The organism is Xanthomonas citri pv. citri (genome assembly GCF_000961215.1).
In the GTDB taxonomy this organism is placed as follows: domain Bacteria; phylum Pseudomonadota; class Gammaproteobacteria; order Xanthomonadales; family Xanthomonadaceae; genus Xanthomonas; species Xanthomonas cissicola.
Genome location: NZ_CP008998.1, coordinates 4,065,779 through 4,083,459 on the forward strand (window position 1 = coordinate 4,065,779; position 17,681 = coordinate 4,083,459).

Below are 17,681 nucleotides of genomic sequence, written 5' to 3' on the forward strand. Positions count from 1 at the left end.
ATGCACGCAGCCACGCACCGAGCGACAAACCTCACGCCGCAACGCCCTCGTTCGCCAGCGGCGGCAGATCGGGAGCGATCCGCACCAATGTGCGGGTCACGGCGCCCTTGCCATTGGCGACCAGCGCCAGGCCCGCAGCGGCCATCGCCTCGCGTTGTGCGGGGTCGGCGAGCAGGCGCGCCAACGCCTGGTAGACGCACTCGGCATCCTCGCAGATGGCAACGGCATCGGCTTGGCGCATGCGCCGCGAAATCTCCGAGAAGTTATGCAGATGCGGGCCAGTGATTGCCGGCGTGCCGACGGCGGCCGGCTCGAGCAGGTTGTGTCCGCCAATTGGCTGCAAGCTGCCACCGACGAAAGCCACCTGCGCGCACGCATAGAAGCTCATCAGCTCGCCCAGGGTGTCGATGACGAATACCTTGTCGCCTGCCTGCGGCCATTGCTGGGTCTTGCGCGTGGCAACGCGCCAACCGCGCTCGCGTGCCAATGTCTCGACCTTGGGAAAGCGCTCGGGATGGCGCGGCGCCCACAACAGCAGCAAGTCCGGAAATTGCAGCAGCACACGTGCGTGGATATCGGCGACGGCCGCCTCTTCGCCTTCGTGCGTGCTGGCGGCGATCCACACCGGGCGCGTGGCCGGCACGTGCATGCGGAACTGCGCGACCAACGCCTGCAATTGCGCCGGCGCGGCGATATCGAACTTGAGATTGCCCAACGCGATCACCTGATCCGGGCGCGCGCCCAGGGTGACGAACCGCTCGGCATCGTCCTGCGACTGCGCCGCCACGCAGGTGACGGTGCGCAGCGCACGACTGATCAACGGTGCCAGCAACCGATAGCCGCGCAACGAACGCGCCGACAACCGCGCATTGAGGATGTACACCGGAATCTGGCGATCGCGGCAGCCGAACAACATGTTCGGCCACAGCTCGGTTTCCAGGATCAACGCAAGGCGCGGGCGGAAGTGTTCGAGAAACCGCCCCACGCTGCCGGGTACGTCGTAGGGCAGGTACACATGGTCCACCGCATCGCCCCACAGCGCGCGCACGCGCTCGGAGCCGGTAGGGGTGATGGTGGTGATGACCCAACGGATATCCGGGCGCTGCGCACGTAGCGCGTTGACCAGCGGCGCGGCCGCGTTGACCTCGCCCACCGACACCGCGTGCACCCATACCCGTGGCCGCCCGCAGGCATGCGTGTAGGACGCATAGCGCTCGTTCCAGCGATTGAAGTATTCGCGCACGCGAAAGCCACGCCATACCAGGTGGTACACCGTGACCGGCAACAACAAGTAGAGCAGCGCCGAGTACAGCCCGCGCAACAGCCATTCGATCGGATCTTTCCGCATCGGTGCAGGATACGGGAGCGTCCGTGCGTGCGCATGTGCACGCTGCCCGCTGGCTGCAATCCCTTAGAGCGTGTTATGTACGTTGAGGTGAGTGCGAAGCGCCCTTTGGCGCGTCGAGACGAGGCGTGCGCTGCGGCCCAGGCTGGCCGCCTGGGCAAGGCGCGCAACGCAGTATCGGTGCGCCACAGGGCGCTTCCGGAGGGTTGGCCGCCAGCGGCGCGGAGCGGGCGCCGCGCCGCTGGCGGCCAACGCATCTCATCTCAACGTGCATAACACGCTCTAGAATTGGCGCATGTCCGAGTCCGCCAACGTCGCCGTCCGCCCTTCCCTGCGCAACCCCAAGCATTGGCCGATGTATCTGGGCCTGGCGGTGATGGTGGTGGCGGGGCGCCTGCCCTGGACGCTGCAACGTGCAGTAGGCCGCGGCGTGGGCTGGATTGCGATGCGCCTGGCGGGCACACGTCGGCGCGCGGCCGAGGTCAACCTCAAACTGTGTTTCCCCGAGCAGGACGATGCCTGGCGAGCGCGGCTGTTGCGCGACAGTTTCGACGCGCTCGGCGTGGGCCTGTTCGAGTTCGCGCGCGCCTGGTGGGGCAGCATCGGTGCCATTCGACCTGGCGTGCAGATCGAGGGCCTGGAGCATCTGCGGCAACTGCAACAGCAAAAGCGCGGCGTGTTGCTGGTGTCCGGCCACTTCATGACGCTGGAAATGTGCGGGCGCCTGCTTTGCGACCACGTGCCGCTGGCCGGCATGTACCGCCGGCATCGCAACCCGGTGTTCGAGTGGGCGGTCAAGCGTGGGCGCTTGCGCTATGCCACGCACATGTTCGCCAACGAAGACCTGCGCGCCACCATCAAGCATCTCAAGCGCGGCGGTTTTCTGTGGTATGCGCCCGACCAGGACATGCGCGGCAAGGACACCGTGTTCGTGCCGTTCTTCGGACATCCGGCCTCCACCATCACCGCCACCCATCAGCTGGCGCGGTTGACCGGCTGCGCGGTAGTGCCCTACTTCCATCGTCGCGAAGGTGGCCGTTACATCCTCAAGATCGCGCCACCGTTGGCCGACATTCCGTCCGATGACGTCATCGCCGATACCACGCAGGTCAATGCCGCGATCGAAGACATGGTGCGCGAAGCGCCGGACCAGTACCTGTGGATCCATCGGCGCTTCAAGCGCCAGCCGGGTGGACGTAGCGCGTTCTATCGCTGACGCCGACCCGGCACGCCTGCAAAGCAGGTGTGGGCGTTGCCGCTGCAAGCTCGCACATCGACGCGGTGCCGATCACCCGTACGCACCGCGTTACTGCGGCGCGCGGTCCGCATCGTCGTTGAGCAAGGCGCCGGCATACAGCCCGGCCAGCATCAGGCTCAGCCCGCCCCAGAAGCTGGAATAGAACGCCAGATGGGTGTTGAACGGAAAGACCGTGGCCACCAGCGCGATCATTGCCGGCCGCGCCTGCTCGCGCGCCACCACGCTTGAGTAGCGCCACGCGCGCCACGCCTGCGCCGCTCCGGCCAGCCACAGCAGCAAGCCGATCACGCCGGTTTCGGCCAGGATTTCGAGCACGATCTGATGCGCATGAAAGGCCGGCCCGTCGCCCCATGCCGGCGCTTGGCCAGGTGCCGGATTGCAGGCCGGATAGGCCTGCCGGAACCCGCGCGCACCCACGCCGTCGAGCGGATGCTTGCGGATCATGCACAGCGCCGCGCCCCAGATCTGGGCGCGCCCGGACAAAGCCTGGTCCACGCCCTGTTCGCCATTGCCGAACGCCAGCGTGGTGCGCTGGATGCGCTCGCGCGCTTGTGGTGCCACCGCCACCACCGCCACGGCCAACAGTGCGCCGGCCACCGCCACAGCCAGCAAACGACGCCCGCCCAGCAGCTGCCAACCCGACAGCAGCATGATCACGCCATAGGTGATCCACGACGCGCGCGAGCCAGCCAACACCAACACGATGCCAACCGCCGCCGCACCGACAAGCCAGGCCAAGACATGACGCCGCCCCAACGCCAGCAACAGGAACGGCGACAGGCTGGCCAGGGTCTGCCCGAACTTCAGATTGCAGGGGCCCAACACGCCGCTCAACCGGTCCACCAGCGCCAGCTCCTGGGCCGTGCACAGGCCATGGCCGCTGATCAGCTGCTTGATCTGATCGATGCCAAAGAACAACGGGCTGGTGCCGAAGGCGGCCTGCAGCAGCGCGTCCAGCGTCCACACTCCACCGATGACCGCCAGCCCGGTAAAGGTGCGACGCCGACGCTGCGCATTGGCCACGGCGATGGCGCATAACCACATGAACGGCAGGTAGCGCAGATCGGTGGCCGACTTGCGCAGCGCGCGGCCGGCATCCACCGCGTCGAACGCCGACAGCATCTGCGGCAACCAGTACGCCAGGAACAACACGCTGGTCAGCGCCCAGGCCGCGCCGCTGAGCAGGCGCGTGCCGCCGCGAAAACGCGCGTGCAACAGGCGGTATGCCGCGAACAACGCACCCAGCGACAACACCGTTTCGGCCAGGCCGGGCGTAGGCCACAGCGCCACGAACACGATCACCCACAGCGGCGCCCAGCGGCCGGCATCGGGCGTCAACACGGGCGCCCGCGGGAGGGCCTCAGCGGCGGAGTTCGTCATAGACCTTCAGAGTGGCCGTTTGCATGGCCTGCAATGTGTAGGGGATCACGGCCGGCGCTGCCGGGGCGCGCTGCAGCAACTGCAGCGCCTGCGTGCATAAGGCCTGGGCATCGAAGGCGGCAACCGCACCCCCGGGTTGCAACTCGGCCAGCAGTTCGCCCACGCCGCCATGCGCCCAGCCCAGTACCGGACGGCCGACCGACAGCGCCTCCACCACGGTGCGGCCGAAGGCTTCCGGCTTGCGCGAAAGCTGCAGCACCAGATCGCTGGCCGCATAGGCCTCGGCGATGCGGGCGGTGGGCTCGGTCAGGGCGACGGCCTCGGCAACGCCCAGCCTGGCGGCTTCTGTCTCCAGCTCCCGCACATACGCCTCGCGCCCGGGCTCGCGTGCGCCTGGCAACCACAGGAAGGCCGGCACGCCGGCTGCACGGATGTCGGCGAGCAGCTGCAGACCGTCGGCATGCCCCTTCAGGCGCGTGCCGCGGCCCGGCAGCAATAGCAGCGGTGCATCGGCCGGCAGACCGGGCAGCAGCGTCTGTGCCCATGCACGTGCGCGGCGGTCCGGCTGCAGCCGGCGCGGGAACTGTGCGATATCCACCCCACGCGGGATGGTGCGCAGGCGCGCCGGATCGGTCTGTGGGTAGTGCATGCACACGTACGCGCGCACCGTCTTGGACACGCAGATTACGCGCTCGCCGTAGGTCATCACCGCGCTGTAGCGGCTGGGCGAATTAAGCCCGTGCACGGTGGTCACCAGGCGCGGCCGCGCCGCCTCGGGCATCCCACGCAGCGCGTACCAGCCCAGCCAGGCCGGCAGCCGCGAACGCGCGTGGACGATGTCGGCCCCGAGTTCGGCGAACAGGCGACGCAGGCCGGCCACATGCCGCAGCGTCAGCAGCGATTTGCGCCCGATCTCCAGCGTGAGATGCTCGCCGCCAGCGTCCAGCAACGGCTGGACCAGGCGACCGCCCGCCGACACGACGACGGCGCGATGACCGGCGCGCACCAGCGCGGCAGCGATTTCCAGGGTGGAGCGCTCGACGCCGCCGGACTGCAGTGCCGGCAGCAGTTGCACCACGGTCAGGCGGTGCATCCGGCCAGTATCAGTCGGCGAGAACGAACAGCGCGCCGCAATACGGGCACTTGGCTTCGCCGTTGGGCTCGTCTTCGATCGGCAGGTACACGCGCGGATGCGAGTTCCACAGCGCCATCGCAGGGGTCGGGCAGCTCAGCGGCAGGTCGCCGCGGTGCACGGTGTAACGCTTTTCGGCATTGGCGGGCGCGGTGGCGGTCTGGCTCATGGCGGTGCGATCGGAAGGCAAAGGCAGAGCGCGGATTCTAGCAGCCTGCGTGGTGATCGGCCCATCGACCGGGCGGTGCAGGTCCGCGCGGAGTCAATTGCAGGAGTTGCCAATGCAATCGCCGAGGCCGCTGCGGACGCCGCGATATGCAGCGCATGCCAATGGGCAGCGCTGCGGCGCAACGACACCGCACCGCGCATGCCGCCTATCATCGGGAGTCAGCGTTTAGCCAACCGGCGACGTGAACCGTAACGGGCGCAACATCGGCCCAACGTACGTGCCGCTACATGCCCCAAGGAGACACTGCCCCGTGACCTTGCCTGTTGTCCTGCTGCATCCGCGTGGTCTGCCGCGCGCCATCGCCATTGCCCTGCTCTGTCTCGCCGCGCTGCCGGCGATGGGCGCCACGCACTTCGCAAGCGCGTTCGAGGACGGCGCGCCCTTAGCGATGCCGGCGACCGACACTCCCGTGCAGGTTGCCATCGGCGCCGGCCCGGCAGCGCCCTACGCCGCCAAGCCAGACGCCGGCTACAGCGGAGCGCATGCGTTGCATTACGCGAGCAACGGCGCAGGTGGGCGGCGTGCGTTGTTCACCACCGATCTGCTGATCCAGACGCAAACCACGTTGTCATGGATGGTCTTGCCGGAAAGTGTCGGCAACGACCATGTGGCATCCACGTATGTCTCGTTGGACCTGGTGCTGGACGACGGCACACGCGTTTCTGCCAGCGCAGCGCGCGATCAACACGGCGTGGCATTGGGTGCGCAGGCGCAAGGCGAGTCGAAGACGCTGTACCCGCAGCAGTGGGCGCGCAAGCAGGTGCGGTTGGGAGATGTGCCAGGGCTGCGCAGGCGTCGTGTCGTGGCTATCGAACTGGAAGTGGCGCCGCCTGCGGGCGCGCGCGCTGCCGGGTGGATCGACGATATCGCCATTGCCGAGGTGCCGCTGGCAACGCCAGGGCGGCCCTCGGACCGGGTGCTGACCACGCGCGGCACGCAATCCAATGGCACGTTTTCGCGCGGCAATAATTTTCCTGCGACGGCCGTGCCGCACGGTTTCAACTTCTGGACGCCGGTCACCGATGCGGGAACGCTGACCTGGCTATATCGCTGGAACGAACACAACGGTGCAGACAATCGTCCGCGTCTGCAGGCGCTGTCGCTCAGCCATCAACCGAGCCCGTGGATGGGCGACCGGCAGACGTTTCAGGTGATGCCCTCGCTCACTGCCGGCGTGCCGGACGCCGATCGCAGCAAGCGTGCACTGGGGTTTTCGCATGACGACGAACAGGCCCGCCCCTATCGCTACGCCGTTCGGCTGGACAACGGCATCCATGCCGAGATCGCGCCGACCGACCACGCGGCGCTGTTTCGTTTTCGCTTCCCGGCGCGGGGCGATGCCAATCTGCTGTTCGACAACGTGGATGCGCGCGCCGGGCTGAAGCTGGATGCGGCGACCCAGACACTCTCCGGTTACACCGACGTGCGCAGCGGTCTGTCGACGGGCGCAACCCGCATGTACGTCTATGCCAGCTTCGATAGGCCCTGGCACAGCAGCGGCCTGCTCGACACCGGCCGCCCGACCGGCTGGATCAAGTTCGATGCCGGCAGCGCGCGACAGGTGCAGATGCGCATTGCCACTTCGCTGATTTCGGTGGAGCAGGCCAAGCACAATGCGGAACTGGAGATTGCCGCAGACGCAAGCTTCGAGCAGGTCGCCGCGCGCGCGCAGGATGCCTGGGATGCATTGCTGGGGCGCTTCGACGTGCCCGATGCCACTGCCGACCAGGCAACCACGCTGTATTCCAGCCTGTACCGGTTGTACCTGTATCCGAACTCGGCGCATGAAAACGTGGGCACTGCGACTGCGCCGGATTGGCGCTACGCCAGCCAGGACAGCTGGTCGGACGACAATATCGACGGCAGCGCGGTGCGCAGCTTCGCACCGATCCGCGACGGCCGGGTGTACGTCAACAACGGGCTATGGGATACGTTTCGCACGGCGTGGCCTGCGTATGCGCTCTTTGCGCCCGATGATGCCGGCGCCCTGGTGCAGGGGTTCGTCGAGCAATCGCGGGCCGGCGGCTGGATCGCGCGCTGGTCGTCGCCCGGTTATGCAGACCTGATGGTGGGCACCAGTTCGGATGTGGCGTTTGCTGATGCATGGCGAAAAGGCGTGCAAGGCTTCGACCCGGCCGAGGCCTACGCCGCTGCACTGAAAAACGCCACGGTCGTTGCGCCGGACCGGCATGTCGGTCGCAAGGGCATGGCGCGTTCGACCTTCCGCGGCTACACCGATACCGACACGCACGAAGGCATGTCGTGGTCGATGGAGGGCGCCCTCAACGACTTCGGCATCGCCAACATGGCCGATGCATTGTCCCGCCAGGCCAGCACCGCGCAAGCGCGTGAGCGCTATGCGACCGAGGCGCTCTATTTTCGTCGCCGCGCAGCCGGGTATGCGGCATTGTTCGATCCGGCGGTCGGCTTCTTCCAGGGGCGCAAACCCGACGGCACGTGGCGCGTGGATGCGGCGCAGTACGACCCACGCGTGTGGGGCAACGATTACACCGAATCCAGCGGCTGGACGTTTGCATTCACCGCGCCGCACGATGGCGAAGGCCTGGCTGCGCTCTACGGTGGCCGCGCGGCATTGGCCGCCAAGCTGGACATGTTTTTTTCCACGCCCGAGACTGCCCAAACGCAGTTTGCAGGCTCGTATGGCAACACCATTCACGAGATGACCGAAGCGCGCGATGTGCGCATGGGCATGTACGCGCACAGCAACCAGACCGCGCACCACATTCCATGGATGTATCTGTATGCCGGACAGCCGTGGAAAACACAGCGCATTACCCGCGAGATCCTGGCGCGCCTGTACCTGGGTAGCGAGATCGGCCAGGGTTACGCCGGCGACGAAGACAATGGCGAGATGTCGGCGTGGTATCTGTTCGCCGCGCTGGGGTTGTATCCGTTGCGGATGGGAGCGCCGGAGTATGTGATCGGCTCGCCGCTATTCAAGCAGGCGCGCGTGCGCTTGCCGGGCGGCGGGACGCTGACGGTCAATGCGCCGCAGAATTCGCCGGAAAATGTGTATGTGCAATCGCTCAGGCTCAACGGCAAGCCGTGGCGCAAGACGTGGTTGCCGCATGCGGCGATCGCCAAGGGTGCGACGCTGGACTTCGAGATGGGGCCCACGCCCTCGCGCTGGGGGAGCGCACCGGACGATGCGCCGCCGTCGTTGACCGCGCCAGGCAAGCGCCCTGCCCCGTTGGCCGATCTGCTGGGCACCGATGCACACGTTGCGTTGGCCGACGGTGGCGAGGCGACCGCATTGCACGACGACGATGCGGGCACGGTGGTAGCGGTGTCGCGTGCGCCCACCATCACCTTGAGTGGACTGCAGCGCGGCACGCCGATGCTGTACACCTTGACCAGCGGCAATGCGGCAATCGGCGCCAGTGCGTGGACGCTGGAAGGGCGCAAGACAGGCGGTGCATGGAAGATCGTCGATCAACGCAGCGACGAGCGGTTTGCCTGGCCGCTGCAGACACGTCCGTTTCGGATGACGACGCCCGGTGCATATGCGGAATATCGGCTGCGGCTGAAGATGCCTGCCCGCGCCGAACTGGCGGAAATCGAGTTGCTGGGGGATTGAGCGCAGACGCAATGAAGTTGGACGTCGTTGGCGCGAGTGGTGTTGGTGAAACTAGAAGCGGCACGCGTTTTTACTCGCGCCTGGATTGGGGTTTCGGCGTTCGAGGTCGATTCGGTGCCGAGGGCAGGCCTTACCCTCACCCCAACTCCCGCTCCATGCCCCGGCCCGCGCTAGGCGCGGGCGCCCCAATGCACGCGCGCCATTGGCGCGCAAGCCGTACCTTCTTGCCCCAGGGGAGAGGGGCCTTCAAGCGCCGTCGTACGGCGCTCAGTGCTGCGATCGCGACTAACGGCTTGGAGGCGCGTCCGTCATCGGCTGCTTCCGGCAACCAGCGACCTCAGTCGTTGCCCTTGTCGGCGGCCGCTTTTTCCGCATCGCGCTGTCTGCGGATCTGTGCGTCCACCGCGGCGATGGCGGTCATGTTCATCACCCGGCGCGAGGTGGCGCTGGTGGTGAGGATATGCACCGGCTTGGAGATACCCATCAGGATCGGGCCGATCGCCACGCCGTCGGTGAACACGCGCACCAGGTTATAGGCGATGTTGGCCGCTTCCAGGTTCGGCAACACGAACAGGTTGGCACGACCCTTCAAGGTGCTGTTGGGCATGATCTGCTTGCGTAGCGCTTCGTCCCAGGCGGTGTCGCCCTGCATTTCGCCGTCGATGTTGAGCTCGGGCTTGCGCTTGAGCAGCGCTTCGCGCACCTGGCGCATCTTCAGCGCGTCACGCGAGTCGTGGCTGCCGAAGTTGGAATGCGACAACAAGGCGATGTTCGGCTCGATGCCGAACAGCTTGAGGCGATACGCCGCCTGCAACGTCGCTTCCACCACCTGCTCGACGGTGGGGTCTTCCTGCACATGGGTATCCAGGAAGAAGAACACGCCAAGCTGGTTGATCACACCGGTCATCGCCGAGGTGGAGCTCACGCGCGGTTCCAGCGGGATCACGCTGCGCGCATAACCGAGCTTCTTGTGGAAGCGGCCGACCACGCCGGACAGCATCGCGTCGGCTTCGCCGCGCGCCACCATCACCGCCGCGATCAAGGTCGGGCGCGAGCGCATCAGCTCCTTGGCCGCGGTGACGGTCACGCCACGACGCTCGGTGAGTGCGTGGTAGTACTGCCAGTAATCGTTGAAGCGAGGGTCGTCGAGGATGTTGGTGATTTCGAAATCCACGCCGGCGGTCAGGCGCAGGCCCATGCGTTCGATACGCGCTTCGATCACGTCCGGGCGGCCGATCAGGATCGGGAAGGCCAGGCCTTCGTCGACCACGTTCTGCACCGCGCGTAGCACCACTTCTTCTTCGCCCTCGGCATACACCACGCGCTGCTTGTCGGCACGCGCGCGGTCGTAGACCGGCTTCATCATCAGGCTGGTGCGGTAGACGAACTGGCCGAGCTTGTCGCGGTAGGCCTCCATGTCGGTGATCGGGCGCGTGGCCACGCCCGAATCCATGGCCGCCTGCGCAACCGCAGACGACAGCTCCACCAGCAGGCGCGGGTCCAGCGGCCGCGGAATCAGATATTCGGGGCCGAAGCTCGGGGTCTCGCCGCCATAGGCCGCGCCCAGGTCGGAGGCCTCGCGCCGCGCCATTGCCGCGATCGCCTTGACGCAGGCGATCTTCATTTCTTCGTTGATGCCAGTGGCGCCCACGTCCAACGCGCCGCGGAACAGGTAAGGAAAGCACAGCACGTTGTTGATCTGGTTCGGATAGTCCGACCGACCGGTGCCGATGATGCAATCCGGGCGCACGGCCTTGGCCGCTTCCGGGGTGATTTCCGGATTGGGGTTGGCCAGCGCGAAGATCACCGGCTGGCGCGCCATGCTGGCGACCATCTCCGGCTTGAGGATGCCGGCGGCCGACAGGCCGAGGAAAATATCCGCGCCTTCGACGATTTCGGCCAGGGTGCGCTTGTCGGTATCGCGGGCGTAGCGCTGCTTGTCCGGATCCAGATCGGTGCGGCCGGTGTGGATCACGCCATCGCGGTCCAGCGCCAGGATGTTCTCCGGCTTCAGGCCCAGCGACACCAGCATGTTGACGCAGGAAATGCCGGCCGCGCCCATGCCGGTGGTGGCCAGCTTGACCTCTTCGATCTTCTTGCCGGTCACCACCAGCGCGTTGAGCACGGCGGCGCCGACGATGATCGCGGTGCCGTGCTGGTCGTCATGGAATACCGGGATGTTCATGCGCTCGCGCAGCTTGCGCTCGACGATGAAGCATTCCGGCGCCTTGATGTCTTCCAGGTTGATGCCGCCGAAGGTGGGCTCCAGGCTGGCGATGATGTCCACCAGCTTGTCCGGGTCGTTCTCGTTGATTTCGATATCGAACACGTCGATGCCGGCGAACTTCTGGAACAACACGCCCTTGCCTTCCATCACCGGCTTGGAGGCCAGCGGGCCGATGTTGCCCAGGCCCAGCACCGCCGTGCCATTGGTGATGACCGCCACCAGATTGCCGCGCGCGGTGAGCTCGCTGGCCTGGGTGGCATCTTCGACGATGGCCTCGCAGGCGAACGCCACGCCCGGCGAATACGCCAGCGACAGATCGCGCTGGGTCAGCATCGGCTTGGTCGCGGTGACCTTGATCTTGCCGGCCGGCTGCTGGCGGTGGTAGTCGAGGGCGGCCTGTTTGAAGTCGTCGGTGGACATCGGTGGTGTGGTTCTCGAAGGCGCAGGAGGCTGAATTCTACCCTCCTGCCTGAACAAGGGCCTGTCGCGCAGCTGTCAGCGCGGCAGGGAAATCACGGATGCGGCGTGGCGGGCGGCGCAGCCGGCGTGGCGGCCAAACAAGAACGGCCCTGCATCCCGTCGTTAACACCGACGGAAGACAGGGCCGTAGGAAGCATCAACGCAGGCTGGCAGGTGCCACGCCGGGTTGGCCGACCGGGGCCAGCAGCGGTGGTTCGCCGCCGTCCAGCACCAGCTTGAGCCGGTCGCGGTCCAGGGCGTTTTCCCAGCGCGAGACCACCACGGTGGCCACTGCGTTGCCGATGAAGTTGGTCAGCGAGCGGCATTCGCTCATGAAACGGTCCACGCCCAGAATCAGCGCCATGCCGGCCACCGGCACTTCGGGCACCACCGCCAGCGTGGCGGCCAGGGTGATGAAGCCGGCACCGGTGACGCCGGCCGCGCCCTTGGAGCTGAGCATCGCCACGGCCAGCAGTGCGATCTGGTGGCCCAGGGTCAGTTCGGTATTGGTGGCCTGGGCGATGAACAGCGCCGCCAGCGTCATGTAGATGTTGGTGCCGTCCAGATTGAACGAGTACCCGGTCGGCACCACCAGGCCCACCACCGACTTCTCGCAACCGGCCTTTTCCATCTTCTCCATCAGCGACGGCAACGCCGACTCCGACGAGGACGTGCCCAGCACCAGCAGCAGCTCGGCCTTCAGGTAGCGGATCAGCTTGAGTACCGAAAACCCGCATAGCCGGCTCACCAGCCCCAGAATCACCAGCACGAACAACAGGGATGTCAGATAAAACGAGCCCACCAGCCAGGCCAGGTTGACCAGCGACTCCACGCCGTACTTGCCGATGGTGAAGGCGATGGCGCCGAAGGCACCGATCGGGGCGGCACGCATCAGGATGTGCACCAGCTTGAACACCGGCGCGATCAGCGCTTCCAGCAGGTTCAGCACCGGCTTGCCGCGCTCTCCCACCAACGCCAGCGACACCCCGAACAGCACCGCCACGAACAGCACCTGCAGGATGTTCGGCCCGGTCAGCTTGCCGTTGACGACCTGATCGCCGGTGAATGCGCCGATCAGCGAGTTGGGGATGATGTCCATCAGGAAGCCGACCAGGGTCAGGTCATGCGACTTCTCGACATAGCTCTTGACCGCACTCTGGTCCAGATCGGCCGGATTGATGTTCATGCCGGCGCCGGGCTGCACCACGTGGGCAACGACCAGACCGACCACCAGGGCCAACGTGGAAAAGAACAGGAAGTAGGCCATCGCCTTGCCGAACACCCGGCCCACCGTCTTGAGATGGGTCATGCCGGCGATGCCGGTGACGATGGTCAGGAAGATCACCGGCGCGATGATCATCTTCACCAGCTTGATGAAGGCGTCGCCCAGCGGCTTGAGGCTTTCGGCGAAGGCGGGCTCGAAATGGCCCAGCAGGGCACCGAGGACGATCGCCACCACCACCTGAAAATACAGTTGGCGATAGAAGGGGACGGACGCCGGCAGGGGGCCGGCAGGCTTGCTGATGTGCATGGCACCACTCCGAGAGACGAGAGAGGGTGCCGAGCAGGCACCCGTTGCACGCATTCTGGCCGCACGTCACAGCCCCGGCCGATAGCCCATTGGTACTACCCCATGTCCAGCGGCTGAACGTGGGCTTACACTTCAGCCGCGCCGCCGCCGGCCGTTAATTCCGTTTAACGCAGACACGGTTTCTGTGCTGCCGTCGTCCGGATCCTGCGCGCTTGCTGAAGACATTCATTGCGACCGCCATGGCAGGACGCCCGGCCCCTTCTCATTGCCGAAGACCATACCTATGCGCCTCAATCTGCTTGTCCTGGCGTTGGCTGCTGCCATCGTCCCCGCCGCTGCCAATGCAGCCACCTCGATCGAAAACTGGCCGACCAAGTACACCTTCGGTGACGGCACCGAGCTGGGCCTGACCGGCAACTACGCCTACGACGACAACAACTTCTCCGGCGACGACCGCCTGGAAGACCGCAACGATTTCCGCCGCAAGGAATTCGGCGCCACCATCAAGAAGAAGGGCGTCTACGACGCCATGGTGTACTACGACTTCGAGTCCAAGCTGTGGCTGGACGTGTTCTACCGGTTCGAGACCAAGGCCCTGTTCGGCCAGGATTACGGCCGCGTGCGCCTGGGCTACATGAAGGTGCCGGTGGGCCTGGAAGCGGTGCAGAGCTCGCGTGCGGGCAGCTTCATGGAACTGGGCCTGCCGATCCAGGCGGTGTTCCAGGGGCGCCGTACCGGCGCGGAATGGACGCTGGAACGTCAGCAGTACCTGCTGCAGGCCGGCGCTTACGGCGGCAAGGATCTGCAGGGTGACAACCCGGGCACCACCCAGGCCGTGCACGCGGCATGGACCCCGTTGAAGGCCGAAGGCGACGTGCTGCACCTGGGCATCGCCGGTTCGATCGAAAACCCGCGCGGTTACAGCGACGGCCGCGGCGTGTCGTTCAGCCCGCGTGTGCGCCTGCGTGCGCGCCCGGAAGCCGGCCTGACCGATGTGCGCCTGATCGACACCGGCACCATCCTCGATGTGGACCATGTGATCCGCACCGGCCTGGAAGCGGTCTGGATCCATGGCCCGTTCTCGCTGCAGAGCGAAGCCCTGCGCGCCGAAGTGGCACGCAACGCGAACCAGCCGCACTTCATCGCCCAGGGCCAGTACGTCTACGGCACCTGGACGCTGACAGGCGAATCGCGCAGCTATGCCGGCGGCGTGCCGGGCAACATCAAGCCGTCGCACGACTACGGCGCGGTCGAGCTGACCGCCCGCTACAGCCGCCTCAACCTGGAAGACAACAATGTGCATGGCGGCCGCCAGCACGACACCACCATCGGCGCCAACTGGTACCTCACCAGCCACTTCAAGTTCCAGGCCAACTACAGCTGGGTGGATTCCTCGCGCAATGGCGTGCATGAAACCCCGCACGTGATGGAACTGCGTGCGCAGGTGCAGTTCTAAGCCGCGCTGAGCAAGGGCAGCGCGCCGGCGATTCGCTCCGGCGCGCTGCCGCGCGTCATGGCCACGCGCCGGTTAGACGACGCGCCGTCGGCATCGCATCGCATCGCATCGCATCGCAACAGGCATTCGACACGGCCGCATCCATCACGGGTGCGGCCGTTGTCGTATTCGGCGCTTGCCCCGCGTGCGATGAGAGCGGCTGACACATGCCGCGAGCGGTCGCCGGGCAAATGCGGGCGGAGCGCCCGGAACCGTCGTCACGCGTGGCACACGCGATGGCACCGTCTGCCGGCCGCGCCCATCTGGCGATGAGCGCAACCGTTTTTGTCAGCCATTGCAGGCTGATGGCTGCGCGATCCGGCGACAGACCGCCATACTTGCGGCCATGTATGCATCGCAACGCCGCCGCCTGCTGCTCACCTTGTTCATCGTGCTGGGCGGGATGGTGGTGGCCATGGTCGCGGCCGGGCACTTCGTCGAACAGAGCGCGCTGCACGATGAAAGCGCCACCGTGCGCCGCCAGCTGCGGCTCTACGCGCAGGCGCTGCAGCAGCGCGTGGACCGCTATCGCACGTTGCCGCAGATTCTGGCGCTGGACCCGGAACTGCGCGCGGCCGTGTCCGGCCCGCTGTCGCCGGCCCAGGTGGATGCACTCAACCGCAAGCTCGAACGCGCCAACAATGTCACCCAGTCGTCCACGCTGACGTTGATCAGCCACGACGGCGTGGCACTGGCCGCCAGCAACTGGCGGGCGCCACGTAGCAACGTGGGCGTGGATTACGCCTTCCGTCCGTATTACCAGCAGGCGCTGGCCACCGGCAGCGGCAGCTTCTACGGCATCGGCATGACCACCAGCGAGCCGGGCTATTTCCTGTCGCAGGCCATTGTCGATGGCGCCGGCCAGGTGCAGGGCGTGGTGGTGATCAAGATCGCCCTGGCTGCACTGGAGCGTGAGTGGCTGCAGACCCCGGATATCGTGCTGGCGTCGGACGCGCACGAGGTGGTGTTTCTTGCCAGCCAGCCGGAATGGCGCTACCGCGTGCTGGCCCCGCTCAGCGACCGCGATCGCCGCGAACTGCAGAGCACCCGCCAGTACGCCGACCAGGAATTGCTGCCGCTGCGGCGCCGGCTGATCGAGCAGACCGGGTACGGCGGTGTGCTGGCCGACGTTCGCGACCCGCCGCTCGGCGCGCAGGTGCTGTGGCAGACCCTGGACGTGCCCGAAAGCGGCTGGCGCCTGCATCTGCTGCACGACACCCGCGCCAGTGCCGCTGCCGGCCGCGCCGCGGCGATTGCCGCCGCCGGCGCGTGGCTGGCCTTGGCCCTGCTGTGGTTGTTCGTACAGCAACGGCGGCGGCTGTCGGCGTTGCGCCAGCGCAGCCGGCACGAACTGGAAACCTTGCTGCAGCAACACGCCGAAGAACTGCGCACCGCACAGGACGGCGTGGTCACCGCCGCGCAGCAGGCCAATGCCGGCCTGAGCCGCAGCCTGGAACATCTGCCGCAAGGCGTGGTGGTGATCGACGAGGCGCTCAATCTGGTGGCGTGGAATTCGCGCTATGTGGAGCTGTTCCGGTTTCCGCCGGAACTGCTCAAGATCGGCCGACCGATCGAAGACCTGTTTCGGTTCAATGCACGCCGCGGCCTGCTGGGGCCAGGGCCGATCGAGGCGGCGATCGAGCGGCGCCTGAACCACTTGCGCAGCGGCAAGCCGCATATGCGCGAGAGCGAAAAAGAAGACGGCACCGTGCTGGAAATCCGCGGCAACCCGCTACCCGATGGCGGCTTTGTCACCAGTTACGCCGACATCACCAGCTACAAGAACGCCGCACGCGAACTGCGCTCGCTGGCCGACGCGCTGGAACACCGCGTGGCCGAGCGCACCCGCGACCTGGCAGCGGCCAAGCGCGAAGCCGAAAGCGCCAACCGCTACAAGACCCGCTTCGTCGCCTCGGCGGTGCACGACCTGCTGCAGCCGCTCAACGCCGCACGCATGTTCGTCTCGGTGTTGCGTGGGCAAGTACGCGAGGCTGGCAGCGCGCGCGTGGTCGACAACATCGACGGTGCGCTGGCTGCGCAGGACGCCATCCTCAACAGCCTGCTCGACATCTCGCGCCTGGAAGCCGGCAGCCTGAAGACCCAGGTGCGCGACTTTGCGCTTGCGCCCTTGCTGGACACCCTGGCGCGCGACTTCGGCATCCTGGCCGAAGACCGCGGGCTGGTGCTGGAATCGGTGCCGACCTCGGCGGTGGTGTTGAGCGATGAAAACCTGCTGCGCCGCATCCTGCAGAACTTTCTCTCCAACGCCATCCGCTACACGCCGCGCGGACGCGTGCTGATCGGCTGCCGTCGCCGCGGCGGCTGGCTGCGTATCGAAGTGCACGACCAGGGCCCCGGCATTCCCGAAGCCCTGCAACACGAAATCTTCGAAGAATTCCGCCGCCTGGACGACGGTGTGGCCAACGATCGCGGCGCAGGCCTGGGCCTGGCCATCGTCGAGCGCATCGGCCGTCTGCTCGGCCATCGCATCGGGCTGCGTTCCAGCCTTGGCGCAGGCAGCGTGTTTTCGGTGACTGTCCCGCTGGGCGATCGCACCGCCATCGCGCGGCGACCGCCAGCGCCGGCCAGCACTGCCGAACACGGCAACGACCCCATCCTGCATGGCTGCCGGGTGTGGTGCGTGGACGATGAGCCATTGGTGTGCGAGGCCACCCGCACGCTGCTGGAGCGCTGGGAATGCCGCGTGGATTTCGCCGGCGGCCCGGATGAGGCATTGAGCGCTGCCAATGCCGAGGAGGTGCCGGAATTGCTGCTGCTGGATGTGCGCATGGGCGCGTACCATGGCCCCATGCTGCTGTCGCAGTTGGTGGAACGTTGGCAACGCGAGCCACGGGTGATCCTGGTCACCGCAGAACCCGACCCTGTCCTGCGCGAGCATGCGCTGGATCTGGGCTGGGGATTTTTGTCCAAGCCGGTCCGCCCGCCTGCCCTGCGCGCGCTGGTGACGCAGATGTTGATGCGGCGCGGGTAGCGCGCTGCCAGCGTCCTCTCGCGTGCTCACCGGCA

Annotated in this window: 10 protein-coding genes; 4 read left to right on the forward strand and 6 right to left on the reverse strand. The window is 66.7% G+C overall.

Features of this window, described 5'->3' with window-relative positions:
* Positions 1 to 31 precede the first annotated feature (31 nt).
* Positions 32 to 1,348: a lipid IV(A) 3-deoxy-D-manno-octulosonic acid transferase gene (gene waaA, locus AMD14_RS17940; protein ID WP_003483369.1), complete on the reverse strand. Its 1,317-nt coding sequence runs from the start codon at positions 1,346 to 1,348 to the stop codon at positions 32 to 34.
* A gap of 292 nt (positions 1,349 to 1,640) precedes the next feature.
* On the opposite strand from waaA, the gene AMD14_RS17945 reads away from it, so the two are divergent.
* Complete coding sequence (locus AMD14_RS17945) at positions 1,641 to 2,561, forward strand: LpxL/LpxP family Kdo(2)-lipid IV(A) lauroyl/palmitoleoyl acyltransferase (RefSeq protein WP_011052296.1); 921 nt, start codon at positions 1,641 to 1,643, stop codon at positions 2,559 to 2,561.
* A gap of 90 nt (positions 2,562 to 2,651) precedes the next feature.
* Here the strand turns inward: AMD14_RS17945 and AMD14_RS17950 are convergent, their stop codons facing one another.
* From AMD14_RS17950 to AMD14_RS17960, 3 genes are read right to left on the reverse strand one after another with little or no spacing between them, the layout of a single operon-like run.
* A complete protein-coding gene (locus tag AMD14_RS17950; RefSeq protein WP_011052297.1) occupies positions 2,652 to 3,983 on the reverse strand; it encodes an O-antigen ligase family protein in 1,332 nt (443 codons plus the stop codon).
* Positions 3,964 to 5,076 (reverse strand): glycosyltransferase, encoded by a 1,113-nt coding sequence (locus tag AMD14_RS17955; RefSeq protein ID WP_011052298.1) that lies wholly within the window; start codon positions 5,074 to 5,076, stop codon positions 3,964 to 3,966. The genes AMD14_RS17950 and AMD14_RS17955 overlap by 20 nt, the downstream gene beginning before the upstream one ends.
* Before the next feature lie 10 nt (positions 5,077 to 5,086).
* Complete coding sequence (locus AMD14_RS17960) at positions 5,087 to 5,284, reverse strand: zinc-finger domain-containing protein (protein ID WP_003483377.1); 198 nt, start codon at positions 5,282 to 5,284, stop codon at positions 5,087 to 5,089.
* A gap of 310 nt (positions 5,285 to 5,594) precedes the next feature.
* Here AMD14_RS17960 and AMD14_RS17965 point away from each other — a divergent pair, with 310 nt between their 5' ends.
* Positions 5,595 to 8,942 (forward strand): GH92 family glycosyl hydrolase, encoded by a 3,348-nt coding sequence (locus AMD14_RS17965; protein WP_045714611.1) that lies wholly within the window; start codon positions 5,595 to 5,597, stop codon positions 8,940 to 8,942.
* Positions 8,943 to 9,279: 337 nt separating this feature from the next.
* Here AMD14_RS17965 and AMD14_RS17970 read toward each other — a convergent pair whose 3' ends face one another.
* Both AMD14_RS17970 and AMD14_RS17975 read right to left on the reverse strand, forming a co-directional pair.
* Positions 9,280 to 11,589 (reverse strand): NADP-dependent malic enzyme, encoded by a 2,310-nt coding sequence (locus tag AMD14_RS17970; protein ID WP_003483381.1) that lies wholly within the window; start codon positions 11,587 to 11,589, stop codon positions 9,280 to 9,282.
* 196 nt (positions 11,590 to 11,785) lie between these two features.
* Positions 11,786 to 13,159: a dicarboxylate/amino acid:cation symporter gene (locus tag AMD14_RS17975; protein WP_003483384.1), complete on the reverse strand. Its 1,374-nt coding sequence runs from the start codon at positions 13,157 to 13,159 to the stop codon at positions 11,786 to 11,788.
* A 283-nt stretch (positions 13,160 to 13,442) separates the two neighbouring features.
* Between AMD14_RS17975 and AMD14_RS17980 the strand changes: the two genes are divergently transcribed.
* Both AMD14_RS17980 and AMD14_RS17985 read left to right on the forward strand, forming a co-directional pair.
* Positions 13,443 to 14,615 carry an OprO/OprP family phosphate-selective porin gene (locus tag AMD14_RS17980; protein WP_003483386.1) on the forward strand — a complete coding sequence of 391 codons (1,173 nt, stop codon included), beginning with the start codon at positions 13,443 to 13,445 and terminating at the stop codon, positions 14,613 to 14,615.
* 385 nt (positions 14,616 to 15,000) lie between these two features.
* Positions 15,001 to 17,646 (forward strand): hybrid sensor histidine kinase/response regulator, encoded by a 2,646-nt coding sequence (locus AMD14_RS17985; RefSeq protein WP_015463583.1) that lies wholly within the window; start codon positions 15,001 to 15,003, stop codon positions 17,644 to 17,646.
* Positions 17,647 to 17,681: the final 35 nt, after the last annotated feature.

What these genes read in the sequence shown, in the direction of transcription:
- AMD14_RS17960 (WP_003483377.1), bottom strand. Translation starts at nt 5,284, where the DNA reads ATGAGCCAGACCGCCACCGCGCCCGCCAATGCCGAAAAGCGTTACACC.
- AMD14_RS17970 (WP_003483381.1), bottom strand. Translation starts at nt 11,589, where the DNA reads ATGTCCACCGACGACTTCAAACAGGCCGCCCTCGACTACCACCGCCAG.
- AMD14_RS17985 (WP_015463583.1), top strand. Translation starts at nt 15,001, where the DNA reads ATGTATGCATCGCAACGCCGCCGCCTGCTGCTCACCTTGTTCATCGTG.
- AMD14_RS17980 (WP_003483386.1), top strand. Translation starts at nt 13,443, where the DNA reads ATGCGCCTCAATCTGCTTGTCCTGGCGTTGGCTGCTGCCATCGTCCCC.
- waaA (WP_003483369.1), bottom strand. Translation starts at nt 1,348, where the DNA reads ATGCGGAAAGATCCGATCGAATGGCTGTTGCGCGGGCTGTACTCGGCG.
- AMD14_RS17955 (WP_011052298.1), bottom strand. Translation starts at nt 5,076, where the DNA reads ATGCACCGCCTGACCGTGGTGCAACTGCTGCCGGCACTGCAGTCCGGC.
- AMD14_RS17975 (WP_003483384.1), bottom strand. Translation starts at nt 13,159, where the DNA reads ATGCACATCAGCAAGCCTGCCGGCCCCCTGCCGGCGTCCGTCCCCTTC.
- AMD14_RS17945 (WP_011052296.1), top strand. Translation starts at nt 1,641, where the DNA reads ATGTCCGAGTCCGCCAACGTCGCCGTCCGCCCTTCCCTGCGCAACCCC.
- AMD14_RS17950 (WP_011052297.1), bottom strand. Translation starts at nt 3,983, where the DNA reads ATGACGAACTCCGCCGCTGAGGCCCTCCCGCGGGCGCCCGTGTTGACG.